Below are 13,524 nucleotides of genomic sequence, written 5' to 3'. Positions count from 1 at the left end.
CTGGCTCAGCTCACTCCACCTTCTGCATCGACCACAGCGTCTTCACGTCGCTCCCACCAGGGGCAAGGCCCAAGCCGGCACCGGAGCCGGGGCCGAACCCGGCCGCAGGGGGCGCGTTCGAAAGCGCGTAGGCCGCCTCGCGGGCAAAGTCGAAGGAGAGCTTGTTCAGCCGGGGCGAGGTGCCGTATTCGGGCGCCTTGGGCCCGCTCAGGGCCACCGTGATCGAGCCGTCATCGGTCTTGGTGATCGGCGGGATCTCCTGCAGGGGCTCACCGGTCTGGACGTCATAGATGCGAAGCCCCGCAACCAGCTGCGGCCCGTCCGGTCGCCGCACGCCATCGATCGTGACTTCCGCTCCGGTCAGCTGCTGCAGGCTGAGCCGGCTGCGGAGGAAGACGGAATAGACAACGATTTCGGCGCGCGCCGGGCGCGTCCCCTTGAACAGTGGTGTCAGCTGATCGCGCACATGCGGGGTGATGTGGGCATTGATCGCCTGCTGCATCGCTGCCTGCTTGGCCGCCTGGTTGGTCAGCCCGAGCCGCGTTCCGAGCCCATCGACCGCGGAAGACGAAACCGACCGGTTGATGTCCCCCTCCAGATCCGACACCAGGAGCGGCTGGTTCAGCCTGGAATACTCGACCGTGATCTCGGCGAGCGAAAACTGGTTGAGAACGCTCTTGATCTGCGGCGCGGGGGGCGCCTGGCAGGCGGCAAGCAGCGACAGCATGGCGACCGCGAGCGCGCGGCGGCAAGGAACCAACACCAAGAGCGGGGACAACGCGGCACGCAACAAGGACATTGGCAATCTCCGTCTCAATGTCTTCCGCCTTGCGCGAAGACCGCAACCACAGGGGTTTTGAGGATGGAAAGCTACGATGAAAACCGCGCCCTGTCTCGGCAGGGCAGGGGTGAAGTGATCGGTTAACCACAATATCAAGGATTGCTGAAGGATGCGGCTGCCCGAGTCCCCCACCTCCCCCTTGAGGGGGAGGGCAATTGCATATGGATTTTGAGCGGCGCACGAAGCGGGATCCCTCTTCTCCCCAGCGGGGAGAAGGTGGCGCGAAGCGCCGGATGAGGGGGGCGCGAAGCGCTAAAGCTGTGCCGGGTAGCCCCCTCATCGCCTCGCATACGCTCGGCACTTCTCCCCGAGGGGAGAAGAGGGAGCCCGGAACCGCCACAGGTGTCCCATATGCGATAGCCCTGCCCTCAAGGGGAGGGTGGAGGCCGCTCCCGTTAATGGCGCCTGTCAGCCGATTGCCGCCGTCATTCAATTGCAGTACAGTTTCTCGCAGGAGACAGTCATGACCAACGCACTCGTCCAGACGCGCATAGACCCGGAAATCCGCGACCGCGCCGCCGCCGTGCTTGAACGCATGGGCCTGACGGTGTCGGATGCCGTGCGGATCCTGTTGACCCGAACCGCGCAGGAAGGCGCCCTGCCGATCGAGCTTCTCGCCGATCCTGCCGTTCACGACGCGTGGTTTCGCGCCAAGGTGCGCGAGGCGCTGGAGGATGCGCAGGAGGACGCGGACGATGACGCGGTGACAGAGCTGTTCGCCGCCCGTCGGACCGCAGCAGCATCCAGGGATGGTCGCCGGTGAGGCTGACATGGTCAGCTCTGGCTGTTGCTGACCGCATGGCAATCTTTGACTTTATCGAAGACCAAAACCCTGCCGCCGCCATTCGGATCGACGAAAGGATAGAGGCGAGTGTCAAGCAACTCCTGAGCTTTCCAGAGAGCGGGCGGCATGGGCGGGTGACCGGTACCCGGGAACTGGTGATTACCGGCACGCCCTACATCGCCGCCTATGCGGTGTATCCAGATCGGATCCGAGTCTTGCGCGTTCTGCACGGCGCGCAGGTCTGGCCGGAAAATCTTTGAAAACAGTCCCCAAAAAGAAATCGTCACCCCACCCCTTGACCCTCCCATTATGGGAAGGTCCATGTAGGGTGGCGGAGGTGACCGCTCATGAACATGCAGTCCAGGCCCGATGGGGCCAAGAATACGAACCAGACGATCCTTCTGCCCGTCGAGGGCATGACCTGCGCATCCTGTGTGCGACGGGTCGAGAAGGCTGCGGCATCCGTGCCGGGTGTGGCCGAAAGTGCGGTGAATTTTGCGACCGAGACGCTGAGCGTCACGCCGGCTGCCGGGTTTTCGGCAACAGCACTGCTCGCCGCGATCGACAAGGCCGGTTACGAGGCCAAGGCCGAAACGCTGGTGCTCGAGGTCGAGGACATGACCTGTGCCTCTTGCGTCTCAAGGGTCGAGAAGGCGCTGAAATCCGTGCCGTCGGTCGAGACGGCAAGCGTCAATCTTGCGACGGTCGAGGCGATGGTGAAGGTGCTGGGCGGCGTCCAGGCGCTGCCGGCGCTCGCCGCTGCCGTCTCCAAGGTGGGCTATGTCGTCCGGCTGTCAGGCGGTCCGGACACCGCTTTTTCCGAGGGCGGTGCCGCTACTGCTGACTTCAGTCTGCCGCAAGGCGCAACCGACGACGGCGGCGATGCAGGCGCTGCGGCAGCTACTGTGCCGAACCATCGGGCGGGTTCGGCAAGGGCGGCCGTGGATGGCCGCGAGGCGCGGCGCGAGAAGGAGATATCAGGCCTGAAGCGTGATTTCCTGATTGCCTTCGTGCTCACCCTGCCGCTCTTCATTGTCGAAATGGGCGCGCATATCTACCCGCCGCTGCATCATGTCCTGATGGATGTTTTCCCCGGCAACTCGCTGTATCTGCTGCAGTTTGCGCTGGCGACCGCGGTGCTCGTTGGTCCCGGCCGGCGCTTTTATGTGAAGGGCATTCCGGCGCTCTTGCGGCTCGCACCCGACATGAACGCGCTGGTCGCGATCGGCACCGGGGCCGCCTATCTTTATTCGCTGGTGACGACTTTTGCGCCAGGCCTGCTGCCAGTGGATGCGCGGCATGTCTATTATGAAGCCGCAACCGTCATCGTCTCGCTGATCCTGCTCGGGCGGTTGCTTGAGGCGCGGGCCAAGGGCCGCACGGGGGCAGCCATCCGCAAGCTGGCGGGGCTGCAGGCGAAGACTGCGCGGGTCGAGCGCGACGGCGCGACGCGCGACGTGGCGCTCTCCGAAGTCCGGCTCGGCGATGTCGTCGTGGTCAGGCCCGGTGAGCGCATTCCGGTCGATGGCCGGGTGATCGATGGATCGAGCGCCGTCGATGAGGCGATGATCTCGGGCGAGCCGATCCCGGTCGAAAAGGGCGTGGGCGCCACCGTCATCGGCGGTACGGTCAATGGCTCCGGCTCCTTCCGCTTCGAGGCGACGGGTGTCGGCGCCGACATGATGCTGTCGCGCATCATCCGCATGGTGCAGGAGGCACAAGGGGCGAAGCTGCCGATCCAGAAGCTGGTCGACGAGGTCACGGCCTGGTTCGTGCCTGCTGTCATCGGCATTGCCGTCGTCACTTTCCTGATCTGGCTGCTTCTCGGCCCGGACCCGGCCTATACCCATGGTCTGGTGGCGGCTGTCGCGGTGCTGATCATCGCCTGCCCCTGTGCCATGGGGCTCGCCACGCCGACCTCGATCATGGTCGGCACGGGGAGGGCCGCCGAACTGGGCGTGCTCTTCCGCAAGGGCGAGGCGCTGCAGGGCCTGTCTGGCATCGACTGGGTGGTCATGGACAAGACCGGAACGATCACGGCGGGCAAGCCTGAAGTCAGTGAGATTGTGACGGCTGAGGGCTTTGACGGCGCAGAGGTGCTGCGGCTGACGGCGAGCCTTGAGGCGCGCTCGGAGCATCCGCTGGCGGATGCCATTGTACGGGCAGCGGAAGCGCGCGGCATCGCGCTTTCGGCCGTGGAGAATGTCGAGGCCGTGGCGGGCTTTGGCGTGACCGGCTTGGTCGAGGGGCGGCGGGTTGCTGCGGGTGCGGATCGCTTCATGGTGAAGCTCGGGGTGCTGCTGGAACCTCTCCCCAACGAGGGGGGAGGGGCTGTCTCTGCCGCTGACCTCACCGCCGCCGTGACCCGTCTCGCCGACGAGGGGGCAAGCCCGCTCTATGTGGCCATCGACGGTAAGCTCGCTGCGGCAATCGCGGTGGCCGATCCGATCAAGGAGACGAGTGCGCAGGCGACTGCGGCGCTGAGGGCCCGGGGCCTGAAGGTGATGATGGTGACCGGCGATAACAGGCGTACCGCAGAGGCCGTGGCGAAAAAGGCCGGTATCGACGCTGTTGTCGCCGAAGTGCTGCCGGAGGGAAAGGTGAGCGCGATCAAGGAGCTGCAGGCCAAGGGCGGTCGGGTCGCCTTTGTCGGCGACGGCATCAATGATGCGCCGGCGCTGGCCACCGCCGATGTCGGCATTGCCATTGGTACGGGCACGGATGTCGCGATCGAAAGCGCCGATGTGGTGCTTGTCGGCGGCGATCTGATGGGCGCTCTGCATGCGATCGAGCTTTCGGACCGGGTGATGGGCAATATCCGCCAGAACCTGTTCTGGGCCTTCGGTTACAATGCGGCGCTGATCCCGGTGGCGGCGGGTGTGCTCTATCCGCTCTTCGGCGTGACCTTCTCGCCGATGCTGGGCGCGGCGGCCATGGGGCTGTCGAGCGTGTTTGTGCTGACAAATGCGTTGCGGTTGAGAACGGCGAAGGTGACGGAAACGATCTCCCCCCTTGCGGGGGAGAAAGCAAAATCGAGGGCTTAGCCCGGTCAGGGCTAAACCTCAGATTTTGCAAGAGAGGAGCCCAGTTAGGTTGGTGCCAGCGGAACCTTGCCCCTCTCCAGGAAAATCTGAAGTTTAGGTGGCTTGCGCTCACCTAAGCCTTCGATTTTCCGTCCTCCCCCGCATGGGGGGAGGTAGGGTAAAACAAGGAGAAACGACCATGACGATGAACATCGGCGAAGCCTCCGCCGCCTCGGGCGTGTCGGCCAAGATGATCCGCTATTATGAGGAGATAGGGCTGATTGCACCGGCGGGGCGGACGGCCTCGAATTACCGGGTCTATGACGCCGACAGCGTCAATCGGCTGCGTTTCGTGCGGCGGTCCCGAAAGCTCGGCTTTTCGCTGGAGGAGACCGAGCGGCTGTTGAAGCTCTGGGATGACAAGGCGCGGGCCAGTGCCGAGGTGAAGGCGCTCGCGCTTCATCATGTCGAGGAGCTGGAGACGAAGATCGCCGAGATGCAGGCGATGCGCGATACGCTCTATCATCTCGCTGAACGCTGCCAGGGCAACGACCGGCCCAACTGCCCGATCCTCGCCGATCTCGAAGGCCGGCCACTGCGGCAAAAGACCGCCGCCGAGACGACGGGTGGCGACTGCTGCGGGGATTGACCTTGCCCCTGTAGGAAGGCTGACAATGAAAACGATAAGGCCGGCAGATGTCGGCCAAGATAAGGAAGGATAACACCATGATCGGACAGACGGTTTTCAAGATCGAGGACATGACCTGCGGGCATTGCGAAAAAACCGTGGTCAAGGCGCTGGCGGAGGTGCTGCCGGGCAAGGCCGTGACGATCGATCTCGCCGCCCGCAAGGCCTTTGTCGAGGGTGATGCGGTGCTTGCCGAGCAGGCGATCCGCGAGGCGGGTTATACGCCGGTGCGGCAAGGGTGAGTGGGGGTAGGCAGTAGGCAGTAGGCAGTAGGGAGTAGGGAGTAGCCAATAGGCAATAGGGGGCTGGAGTTCGTCCGCCGTGAAGGGCGAAAACTCTAAAAGTTTGCCACGCGGCTGGAGAATCAATCCAATCTCACTGCCTACTGCCTACTGCCTACTGCCTACTGCCTACTGCCTACTGCCTACTGCCTACTGCCTACTGCCTACTGCCTACTGCCTACTGCCTACTGCCTACTGCCTACTGCCTACTCCCTCCCTTGCAATCTCCACAAACCTCAATATATATGAACTATCGTATATATTTTTGGAGACACTGCCATGAGCAAGGATTACATCGCCATCACCCGGGACATCTCGAGCGGGATCAAGACCCTGCGCAAGGACATTCCCGATGTGATGTCAGGCTTTTCGGCCATGGCGGGGGCGGCGACGAAAGATGGCGCGCTGTCGAAGAAGGTGAAGGAACTGGTGGCGCTCGGCATCGCCATTTCCACCCGCTGCGATGGCTGCATCGGCTTCCATACGGAGGCGCTGATCAAGCTCGGCACCACCAAGGCGGAATTCGAGGAGACGCTGGGGCTGGCCGTCTATATGGGCGGCGGACCCTCGCTGATGTATGCGGGCGACGCCATGACCGCCTGGGAGCAGTTCGGTGGGCCGGAGGCGTAAGGCAGGCTGTGCGACGGCGGCGGCGGGAGCTGCCCGCGGCCGCAAGGCCCGCAGGCCGTGTCCAGGCTCGCGGGATGCGCCAATCTCTGTCGTATCGGACAATTTTGCCATCCTAAATTAGCGAAATTTTCGCAAACCTCGTCGATGATTGTCAAAGGCCTGCCATGGGGCGGTGCCGGACGGGGAACGACGGGTTTGACAGACGCAGAAGCGAGCCCCCGCGGGGCGAGCGCCGGGGCTGCCGGCATGAAGAGCCGGCTGGACTGGCTGTTGCGCATGCCGCCCGAGGTGGAACGCGCCGAGGAGCGCGATTTCGGCGGCGAGCGCATCAAGCACCTGCGCCACGCCATCATCGTCGGCCTGATCGTCTACAACATCTACAATCTGACCAGCCTCTACCTGATGGCGGACATCCAGCCCTTCACAGTGGCGATGCGGCTCTTCGTTCTGGTCCCGGGATCGCTGGCGATCTTCTATCTCGTGCCGCGCCTGCCGCCGGCCTTTCGCGAGCTGCTGCTGCTACAGGGCATGTTCGTCGCGAGCCTTCTGCCGCTTTACCTGCTCTACATCTCGCAATCGGCCTATGCGAGCTATACGCTGGGCGAACTGCCGCTCGTGCTGCTCTTCGGCAACATGTTGCTTGTGCTGCGCTATCGCTGGGCTCTGGTCTTCACCAGCGTCACCTGTCTGGCGGCGCTCTGGGTCATCTACAACAAGCCGGGGCTGGACGAGAACCTGATCTTTCCGCTGACCGTGCAGGTGGTCACCGGTCTCTTCTTCACGCTCTATGGCAACTGGCATGTGGAGCGACAGCGCTGTCTGACCTATCTCGCCCGCTATGACGCGCAAAACCGCGCCGACCGGGCCGAGCGCCGCGGTGCGGCCCTGCGCGACCTGACACTGACCGACATGCTGACCGGCATCCCCAACCGCCGGCATCTCGACGAGACGCTGGAGACCTTGTTTTCCGAGCGCGAGGAGGTGTTGCTGCTGATGGTCGATGTCGACCACTTCAAGGCCTTCAACGACCGCTTCGGCCATGTCGCCGGCGACGACTGCCTGCGCCGGATCGCCACTGCGCTCTCCACTTTCGCCGCCCGCCATGACGGCTTTGCCGCCCGTTATGGCGGCGAGGAATTCACCCTGCTCTTTGCCGTCGACGCGAAGACCGGCGGGGCCTTCCTCGCCGACCGCCTGGTGCGCAGCGTGCGCGACCTGGCCATTCCCCATCCCGCCCGAGCCGATGGCCTGGGCCATGTCACCGTCTCCGTCGGCTATGCCGGCACGGGGGAGGGTGATCTGCGCGACCCGCGCGATCTGGTGACGCGGGCGGATCTCGCGCTGTATGAGGCGAAGAGCGCGGGGCGGAACCGGTCTAAGGCGGGCTGAGGCCTTTGGGTGGCCTCGCAAATACCTCTTTACGTACTTTTCAATAATCGGCGAAACTGTGTCAGTGATGTCGGGTACATTCCAAGGGCAAAGCGTCTGGAATTTGAAGGGACGAGTGGTTCAAATTGACACAAGTTGATGTGCGCCCAGTGCCCGAGGAGATTATGCCGCATTTGTTCTCGTGCGTAGGCATGATTATCGTAAGTTGGACGTTCCTCGAAAACACCATCGATGCGATAGTCGCCATTGCGTTCCACGATCATGGTGGCGACGCTGTCTCAACAAAACTGCCCAAGCAGTTTTCGACAAAAACTGCATTCTTGAAAAGATGCTGCGAGGAGCTGCAAAGCCTATCAGAGTTCAAACCTGAGATACTCTATTTTGTTGAAAAGGCTGAGGAACTAGCACGAACTAGACATTACGTTGCACATGGCGTTCTCACTGAATTCGACCCTGCCGATGCTTCATTCGTTTTCCTTAAAATCGACACTACCGCGGACAAAAGGCAACACGTCATCGGCCATATGCGCATACTTGGGACTGCGCTGGTTAAGGCTGGAACAGATGTCAAAGACCTTGCAAAGCAAGGGCAAAGCCTCACTCAACGTTTGCTCGGCGAAAAGGCATAGCAACGAAATTCTCCAGTTGAAGAATTAAGATAGGAAAATAATCCTTGACACCGTGACGGTCATTCGCTAGGGTTTTGACATAATCGGAAAGCTGTGGCCGCAAGGGCTGAGGCGCTTCCGGTGAAGGTTTGGTGAGGGTCCGCTGTGCGGGCCCTTTTTCGTTTCGGAGGGCGGCATGCTGGGCGAGGATCGACGGGGGGATCTGGACGAGGCGCTGCCTGATGTCATTGAGGTGAAGGCTGCGGGAGCGGGCGAGCTGGATGCGCTGCTCAACGAATTCACCACCGAGATGCGCGCCCAGTTCGACCTCTGTCGCCGCTTGCGGGCGGGCGCCGAGGCGGTGCTCGACGGGGCCGACGAGGCGCTGGCCAAGCAGGCGCGCGCCGATATCAAGGCGGCGACCGATGCGATTGCGCTGATCGTGCGCACGCTGGAAAAGATCGATGCGCTGTTGCGCCAGCTGGAGCGCGACCGTGTGGATGCCGAGGAGCGGGCGCTGGAGGCGCGCGATCCTGAGGCACTGCGCGGTGAGGTCGAGGCGCTGATTGAGGCCCGGGTCGAGGTTGGGGTGGCCGAGCGGCTGGATGCGGCCTTGGCGGCGCGGATGGCGCAGGTTGCCGGGCTGGCCGAGGGGCGGGGGCCGCCGTGAGGGGGCAACTGAATTGACCGTTTCTCGCTACGTGTTGTTGATGGATTGCCTGGTGAACCGGCCTTCACCCTCCCCTTGAGGGGGAGGGTCGGAGCGTAGCTCCGGGGTGGGGTGACGTGTCGACGGTCGAGGCAAGTTCGGTCAGTCAGACGCCTGCCGGGATCACCCTCACCCGCCGCTTTGCGGCGACCTCCCCCCTCAAGGGGGAGGTGGGTGCGCGGTTTCGGTGTCTTCCCTCGTGCCCTTTGTGGGAGAGGCTTCGGGGGATGGCTGCGATGAGAGGGAAACTGAGTTGACCCTTTCTCGCGACGTCTTGTTGATGGATTGCCAACTGAACCGATCCCCTCACCAACAAAATCTGAGGTTTAGCCCTGATCGGGCTAAGCCCTCGATTTTGTAACCTCTCCCACAGAGGGGAGAGGTGTCGACGCGGCTGGCCTCGCGCTTGCCACACGGCCAGCGGATGCTTTCAGGAGACTGCCGATGACGCCGAAATCCCTGGGCAGGCTGGAAAGGGATCGGACGGCGAAAGCGCAGACATCGGCGCTAGGCATTGTTGGAGATCTGAACCAGGGGCTGGGCGGGATCGCGGACGGCATCCGCAGGTCGAAAGTGCTGGGTGGGGCGATCACCGAGGCTACCGCACCTGAAACCCGGGCGCGGGCGGGATTGATGGTCCCGGTCGGAGCGCACGGAGGTTTGCAGCTTGGACAGGATCGGGGGCGGCTCGACCTTTCGCAACTTAACCCCTCCGATCTCGCCTTTCTCGCCCGCGACTGGAGGCTTCTGGCCCGGCGCGAACAACTCCCGCCTGAGGGCGACTGGCTGAGCTGGCTGATCCTGGGTGGGCGGGGATCGGGCAAGACTCGGGCTGGGGCCGAATGGGTGCAGGCGCAGGTGCTGGCAGCGGGACGGCGGACGGATTTGCGGATTGCGCTGGTGGCGGAAACGCTGGGCGATGCGCGCGAGGTGATGATCGACGGGGCCTCGGGGCTTTCGCGGATTGCGCGGCGCATGCGGCCGGAGGTGGAGATTTCGAGGCGCAGGCTCGTTTGGCCGAATGGGGCGATCGCGCAGATCTTCTCCTCGGAAGATCCCGAAAGCCTGCGCGGGCCGCAATTTCACCTCGCCTGGTGCGACGAGCTCGCCAAATGGAAACATGCCGACGAGACCTATGACATGCTGCAGTTTGCGCTGCGGCTGGGCGAGGATCCGCGCCAGGTGGTGACGACGACGCCACGGCCGGTGCCGCTGCTGAAGCGATTGATGGCGGATGAGGGGACGGTGCTGACGCGCATGGCAACCTCGGCCAATGCGGCGCATCTGGCACCGGGGTTTCTGGGCGCGCTCCAGGCCCGCTATGGCGGGACAAGGCTCGGGCGGCAGGAACTCGACGGCGAGCTGATCGAGGACCGGGCGGATGGCTTGTGGAAGCGCGCGCGGCTCGACGAGATCGTGGTGAAACTGGCTGAGCCGTTGAGAAGGATCGTGGTGGCTGTCGATCCGCCGGCAGGTGGCGTTTCGGCTTGCTGCGGCATCGTGATTGCCGGGCTGAAGGAAAATGGCCAGGCAGTGGTGCTCTCGGATTGTTCGGTGGAAGGCGCCGGCCCGGCGGGCTGGGCGCGGGCGGTGGTGTGTGCGTTCCGGCGGTTCGAGGCCGACCGGGTGGTGGCCGAGGTGAACCAGGGCGGCGACATGGTGCGCGCGGTGCTGGAAGGCATCGAGGCGCGGCTGCCGGTAACGACGGTCCGAGCCACGCGCGGCAAATTCTTGCGGGCGGAACCGGTGGCAGCTTTATATGAGCAGGGGCGGGTGGTTCATGCCGGCCGGTTTGTCGAGCTCGAGGACCAGATGTGTGACTTCGGGCCGGAGGGATTGTCGAACGGGCGCTCGCCGGATCGGCTCGATGCGCTGGTCTGGGCGCTGACGGCGCTGATGCTAGAGGGCGGAGGCGAGCCGCGGATCCGGGGGGTGTGATGATACCCTAATTTTCACATGGTTGATAAATGGTTGATTCATGCAATCCTAGGTTATCGTCAATCTTTCTGGGGGCAGGGGAATGCGGAAGATAATTGTGCTCGCGCTTTGCGCGGGGGTGAGCGGCTGTGTCAGCAATCCGCGGGGGAATGTGACGCCGATTTCTGCAGCGGACATTTTCCGCAAGCTCGGTTGTGAGCTGAAAGCTGAGGCTGACAGGAATTCGGCAATTGTATCCGAAGGGTGGGCCATAACTGCGGAATTGCAGCTGACTTCGGCGACCAGCGCTGGAATTGGTGGGAGCGGCACCGGCAAGGATAGCGTCTCAAATGGGACCTTTGCCTTCGCGTTTCCGCTGGACTACTCCCGCGACGTTGATCGCATTTACAATCAGAAAGTCGCAATTAACGTGCAGCGAGTTCCGGCGAGCGATTGCGGCGCTGAGGCGGAGAAATGGGTCGGAGGAAGTCTCGGCATCTCCGAACTCTTTGCCGAATATCGCACCATGGAGCAGTTGCGAGGTGGATCGGTGCCGCCATGGATTGAAAACGCCCCCGATACGTCAGGCGGGTTCACAGGATCGACGACGTTCAAGGTGACTCGTGGTGTGAAAGCCTTTGGCCCCACCTGGACCTTGACTCATCTGACCGCCAGCTTGGGGCTGACCGCATCGTCGGCCGATACGAATAAGCTATCAATCTCTGTTTCGATGCCGAAACCCAAAGCGACTGCCCAGGAACTGAAGCGGGAGAGCTTCCGGAACCTTGAGATCTTTACACTTAAGAATTCGGACAACCCTTCCGAGTAAGAATGAAACCAAGGCGTGATGAACGCAGGCCATGATTGCCACGCGGCATCGCTGGCATGAATTGGATCCCTCATGCTGAGGTGTCCGCACGCAGTGCGGACCTCGAAGCATCCGACTTCAATCTTGACGGCCTTGACCCTTCGAGGCCCTCGCAGAGCGAGGGCACCTCAGGGTGAGGGGAAATGGGGTGCGAGGCTTGGCCCCTCATCCCCCTACCGGGACCTTCTCCCCGTGAACGGGGAGAAGGCGGGTTCGATCGGCGGCGGCGCTACCTTCTCCCCGCAGGCGGGGAGAAGGCGCCCGAAGGGCGGATGAGGGGCATTCGGCCCCAAAAACAAAAAAACCGGCGCCCTTTCGGACGCCGGTTGATCACGCAATGCGGTGGATCGGTTCACTTGGCCTGAGCGGGCTGCGCGGCCGGCTGTCGGACCTGGCGCCATTCGTTTTCGAGGCGCTGCAGGACATGGGCCGGGATCGTTGCCGGGGCGGCGGTTTTGGTCGAAGTGGTCGTCTGCATGTCTTCCCTCCTCATGTTGGAAGTATCGGCTTCCAAAACGTCTTCATGGGCGGAAAGTTCCACACTGTTAAGGCTTTGTAAATGTGAACGGAACGCGGTCTAAACGATTGAAATTTCTTCAATCGTTTTAGTTCTGAAGTTTTTTTGAGCCCGACCCGGCGCTTGAATGGGCGCGACGCGGCACACCCTCCCCAAATCGAGGATCTCACCATGCGGATCGACCGGCGAATCGTCTTCGCGGGGCTGCGCAATGCCGTGTTCGGCGGGCGGCTGACCCAGGGGCAGGTGGAGGGCGTGGAGGCGGTGCTGACGCGCTTTTCGGCGCGCGGCTGGGCCGATCCGCGCTGGCTCGCCTATATGCTGGCGACCGCGCATCACGAGACTGGTGGCACCATGCAGGCGGTGCGCGAGACGTTTGCTGCGACCGACGAGGATGCGGTGGCAAGGCTCGAACGGGCCTGGCGTGCGGGCAAGCTGCCGACGGTGTCGACGCCCTATTGGCGGCGCGATGCGCATGGCTTGAGCTATTATGGCCGGGGGCTGGTGCAGATCACGCATCGCGAGAATTATGAAAAGATGAGCCGGGTGACCGGGCTCGATCTCGTGGGGCAGCCGGACCTGGCGCTTAGGCTCGATGTCGCGGCGACCATTCTCGTCGTCGGCATGACCGAGGGGCTGTTCTCCGGCGCGCGGCTCTCCGATCATTTCTCCGGCGCGAAGGCGGACTGGACGGGCGCGCGGAAAATCGTCAACGGGCGGGACCGGGCGGCGAAGATCGCGGTGACGGCCAGAACCTTCGATGCGGCGATCAGGGCCGGGCTTATGGTGTGAGCGGAGCCCGATGCGGCCGCTTGGCGGATTGAGCGGGGGCCTGCGCGATGCTATCGGCTTTTGCGCTGCAACAGGTTGTCAAAGGTGCCCCATGATCCGCCACATCGTCTTCTTCACGGTGAGCCCCGAGAATGTCGAGGCAGTCAGGGCAGGGCTGTCGATCCTGACCGAGATCCCCAGCGCGACGCGGCTGGAGATCGGCGCGAATGTGAAGACCGACGGCTTTCACCGGAGCATCGACCTCGTCGTCTATGGTGAGTTTGAGGATGAGGCGGCACTTGCAGCTTACAAGGCGCATCCGCTGTATGAGGAGAGTATCCGGCGCGTGAAGCCGCTGCGCGAGGAGCGGTTTGCGGCGGATTATGTGGTGGAGGAGGCGGTGCGGGAGAGCCTGTGAGCCTCAGCGGCTCTGGCGTCGACGCAGCAAAAGTTAGATCCCGGCAAGGATCGATAAGCCGAGCAGGAATAGGCCGGCCT

At 63.1% G+C, this 13,524-nt stretch carries 15 protein-coding genes; 13 read left to right on the top strand and 2 right to left on the bottom strand.

What is annotated here, in order from left to right:
• Positions 1-10 precede the first annotated feature (10 nt).
• Complete coding sequence (locus tag AC02Y0_RS12105) at positions 11-799, bottom strand: hypothetical protein (protein ID WP_476379161.1); 789 nt, start codon at positions 797-799, stop codon at positions 11-13.
• A gap of 505 nt (positions 800-1,304) precedes the next feature.
• Between AC02Y0_RS12105 and AC02Y0_RS12100 the strand changes: the two genes are divergently transcribed.
• From AC02Y0_RS12100 to AC02Y0_RS12050, 11 genes are all read left to right on the top strand, one after another.
• Positions 1,305-1,604 (top strand): type II toxin-antitoxin system RelB/DinJ family antitoxin, encoded by a 300-nt coding sequence (locus AC02Y0_RS12100; RefSeq protein WP_476379159.1) that lies wholly within the window; start codon positions 1,305-1,307, stop codon positions 1,602-1,604.
• Positions 1,601-1,885 (top strand): type II toxin-antitoxin system RelE/ParE family toxin, encoded by a 285-nt coding sequence (locus tag AC02Y0_RS12095; protein ID WP_476379158.1) that lies wholly within the window; start codon positions 1,601-1,603, stop codon positions 1,883-1,885. Before AC02Y0_RS12100 ends, AC02Y0_RS12095 begins: the two co-directional genes overlap by 4 nt.
• Positions 1,886-1,972: 87 nt before the next feature.
• A complete protein-coding gene (locus AC02Y0_RS12090) occupies positions 1,973-4,669 on the top strand; it encodes a heavy metal translocating P-type ATPase (RefSeq protein ID WP_476379157.1) in 2,697 nt (898 codons plus the stop codon).
• A 184-nt stretch (positions 4,670-4,853) separates the two neighbouring features.
• Positions 4,854-5,297 carry a Cu(I)-responsive transcriptional regulator gene (cueR, locus tag AC02Y0_RS12085; protein WP_476384016.1) on the top strand — a complete coding sequence of 148 codons (444 nt, stop codon included), beginning with the start codon at positions 4,854-4,856 and terminating at the stop codon, positions 5,295-5,297.
• 77 nt (positions 5,298-5,374) lie between these two features.
• Positions 5,375-5,578 carry a heavy-metal-associated domain-containing protein gene (locus tag AC02Y0_RS12080; RefSeq protein WP_476379156.1) on the top strand — a complete coding sequence of 68 codons (204 nt, stop codon included), beginning with the start codon at positions 5,375-5,377 and terminating at the stop codon, positions 5,576-5,578.
• Between the two features lie 318 nt (positions 5,579-5,896).
• Positions 5,897-6,247 carry a carboxymuconolactone decarboxylase family protein gene (locus AC02Y0_RS12075; protein ID WP_476379155.1) on the top strand — a complete coding sequence of 117 codons (351 nt, stop codon included), beginning with the start codon at positions 5,897-5,899 and terminating at the stop codon, positions 6,245-6,247.
• 195 nt (positions 6,248-6,442) lie between these two features.
• Positions 6,443-7,636, top strand: a complete 1,194-nt coding sequence (locus AC02Y0_RS12070; RefSeq protein ID WP_476379154.1) for a GGDEF domain-containing protein — start codon at positions 6,443-6,445, stop codon at positions 7,634-7,636.
• A gap of 125 nt (positions 7,637-7,761) precedes the next feature.
• On the top strand, positions 7,762-8,265 hold the full coding sequence (locus tag AC02Y0_RS12065) for a hypothetical protein (protein WP_476379153.1): 504 nt from the start codon (positions 7,762-7,764) through the stop codon (positions 8,263-8,265).
• A 175-nt stretch (positions 8,266-8,440) separates the two neighbouring features.
• Entirely contained in the window at positions 8,441-8,914 is a 474-nt protein-coding gene (locus AC02Y0_RS12060; protein ID WP_476379152.1) for a hypothetical protein, read from the top strand.
• A gap of 672 nt (positions 8,915-9,586) precedes the next feature.
• Positions 9,587-10,891, top strand: coding sequence for a DNA-packaging protein (locus AC02Y0_RS12055; protein ID WP_476384015.1), 1,305 nt, complete (start codon positions 9,587-9,589; stop codon positions 10,889-10,891).
• Positions 10,892-10,973: 82 nt separating this feature from the next.
• Positions 10,974-11,699: a hypothetical protein gene (locus AC02Y0_RS12050; RefSeq protein WP_476379151.1), complete on the top strand. Its 726-nt coding sequence runs from the start codon at positions 10,974-10,976 to the stop codon at positions 11,697-11,699.
• A 391-nt stretch (positions 11,700-12,090) separates the two neighbouring features.
• Here AC02Y0_RS12050 and AC02Y0_RS12045 read toward each other — a convergent pair whose 3' ends face one another.
• Entirely contained in the window at positions 12,091-12,216 is a 126-nt protein-coding gene (locus tag AC02Y0_RS12045; protein ID WP_476379150.1) for a hypothetical protein, read from the bottom strand.
• A gap of 210 nt (positions 12,217-12,426) precedes the next feature.
• On the opposite strand from AC02Y0_RS12045, the gene AC02Y0_RS12040 reads away from it, so the two are divergent.
• The gene (locus AC02Y0_RS12040; protein WP_476379149.1) at positions 12,427-13,047 is read left to right on the top strand and encodes a glycoside hydrolase family 19 protein; all 621 of its coding nucleotides are present in this window, start codon (positions 12,427-12,429) and stop codon (positions 13,045-13,047) included.
• A 91-nt stretch (positions 13,048-13,138) separates the two neighbouring features.
• Entirely contained in the window at positions 13,139-13,444 is a 306-nt protein-coding gene (locus AC02Y0_RS12035) for a Dabb family protein (protein WP_476379148.1), read from the top strand.
• Positions 13,445-13,524: the final 80 nt, after the last annotated feature.

This window comes from Allorhizobium sp. nf9_anc, from assembly GCF_056323085.1.
The sequence above is the reverse complement of the archived record's forward strand: the minus strand, read 5'-3'. Positions and strand labels throughout refer to the sequence as shown.

Bases quoted from the DNA above. Each gene is read 5' to 3' on its own strand.
- AC02Y0_RS12105 (WP_476379161.1), bottom strand. From the start codon at position 799: ATGTCCTTGTTGCGTGCCGCGTTGTCCCCGCTCTTGGTGTTGGTTCCT.
- AC02Y0_RS12100 (WP_476379159.1), top strand. From the start codon at position 1,305: ATGACCAACGCACTCGTCCAGACGCGCATAGACCCGGAAATCCGCGAC.
- AC02Y0_RS12090 (WP_476379157.1), top strand. From the start codon at position 1,973: ATGAACATGCAGTCCAGGCCCGATGGGGCCAAGAATACGAACCAGACG.
- cueR (WP_476384016.1), top strand. From the start codon at position 4,854: ATGAACATCGGCGAAGCCTCCGCCGCCTCGGGCGTGTCGGCCAAGATG.
- AC02Y0_RS12080 (WP_476379156.1), top strand. From the start codon at position 5,375: ATGATCGGACAGACGGTTTTCAAGATCGAGGACATGACCTGCGGGCAT.
- AC02Y0_RS12075 (WP_476379155.1), top strand. From the start codon at position 5,897: ATGAGCAAGGATTACATCGCCATCACCCGGGACATCTCGAGCGGGATC.
- AC02Y0_RS12060 (WP_476379152.1), top strand. From the start codon at position 8,441: ATGCTGGGCGAGGATCGACGGGGGGATCTGGACGAGGCGCTGCCTGAT.
- AC02Y0_RS12055 (WP_476384015.1), top strand. From the start codon at position 9,587: ATGGTCCCGGTCGGAGCGCACGGAGGTTTGCAGCTTGGACAGGATCGG.
- AC02Y0_RS12050 (WP_476379151.1), top strand. From the start codon at position 10,974: ATGCGGAAGATAATTGTGCTCGCGCTTTGCGCGGGGGTGAGCGGCTGT.
- AC02Y0_RS12045 (WP_476379150.1), bottom strand. From the start codon at position 12,216: ATGCAGACGACCACTTCGACCAAAACCGCCGCCCCGGCAACGATCCCG.
- AC02Y0_RS12040 (WP_476379149.1), top strand. From the start codon at position 12,427: ATGCGGATCGACCGGCGAATCGTCTTCGCGGGGCTGCGCAATGCCGTG.
- AC02Y0_RS12035 (WP_476379148.1), top strand. From the start codon at position 13,139: ATGATCCGCCACATCGTCTTCTTCACGGTGAGCCCCGAGAATGTCGAG.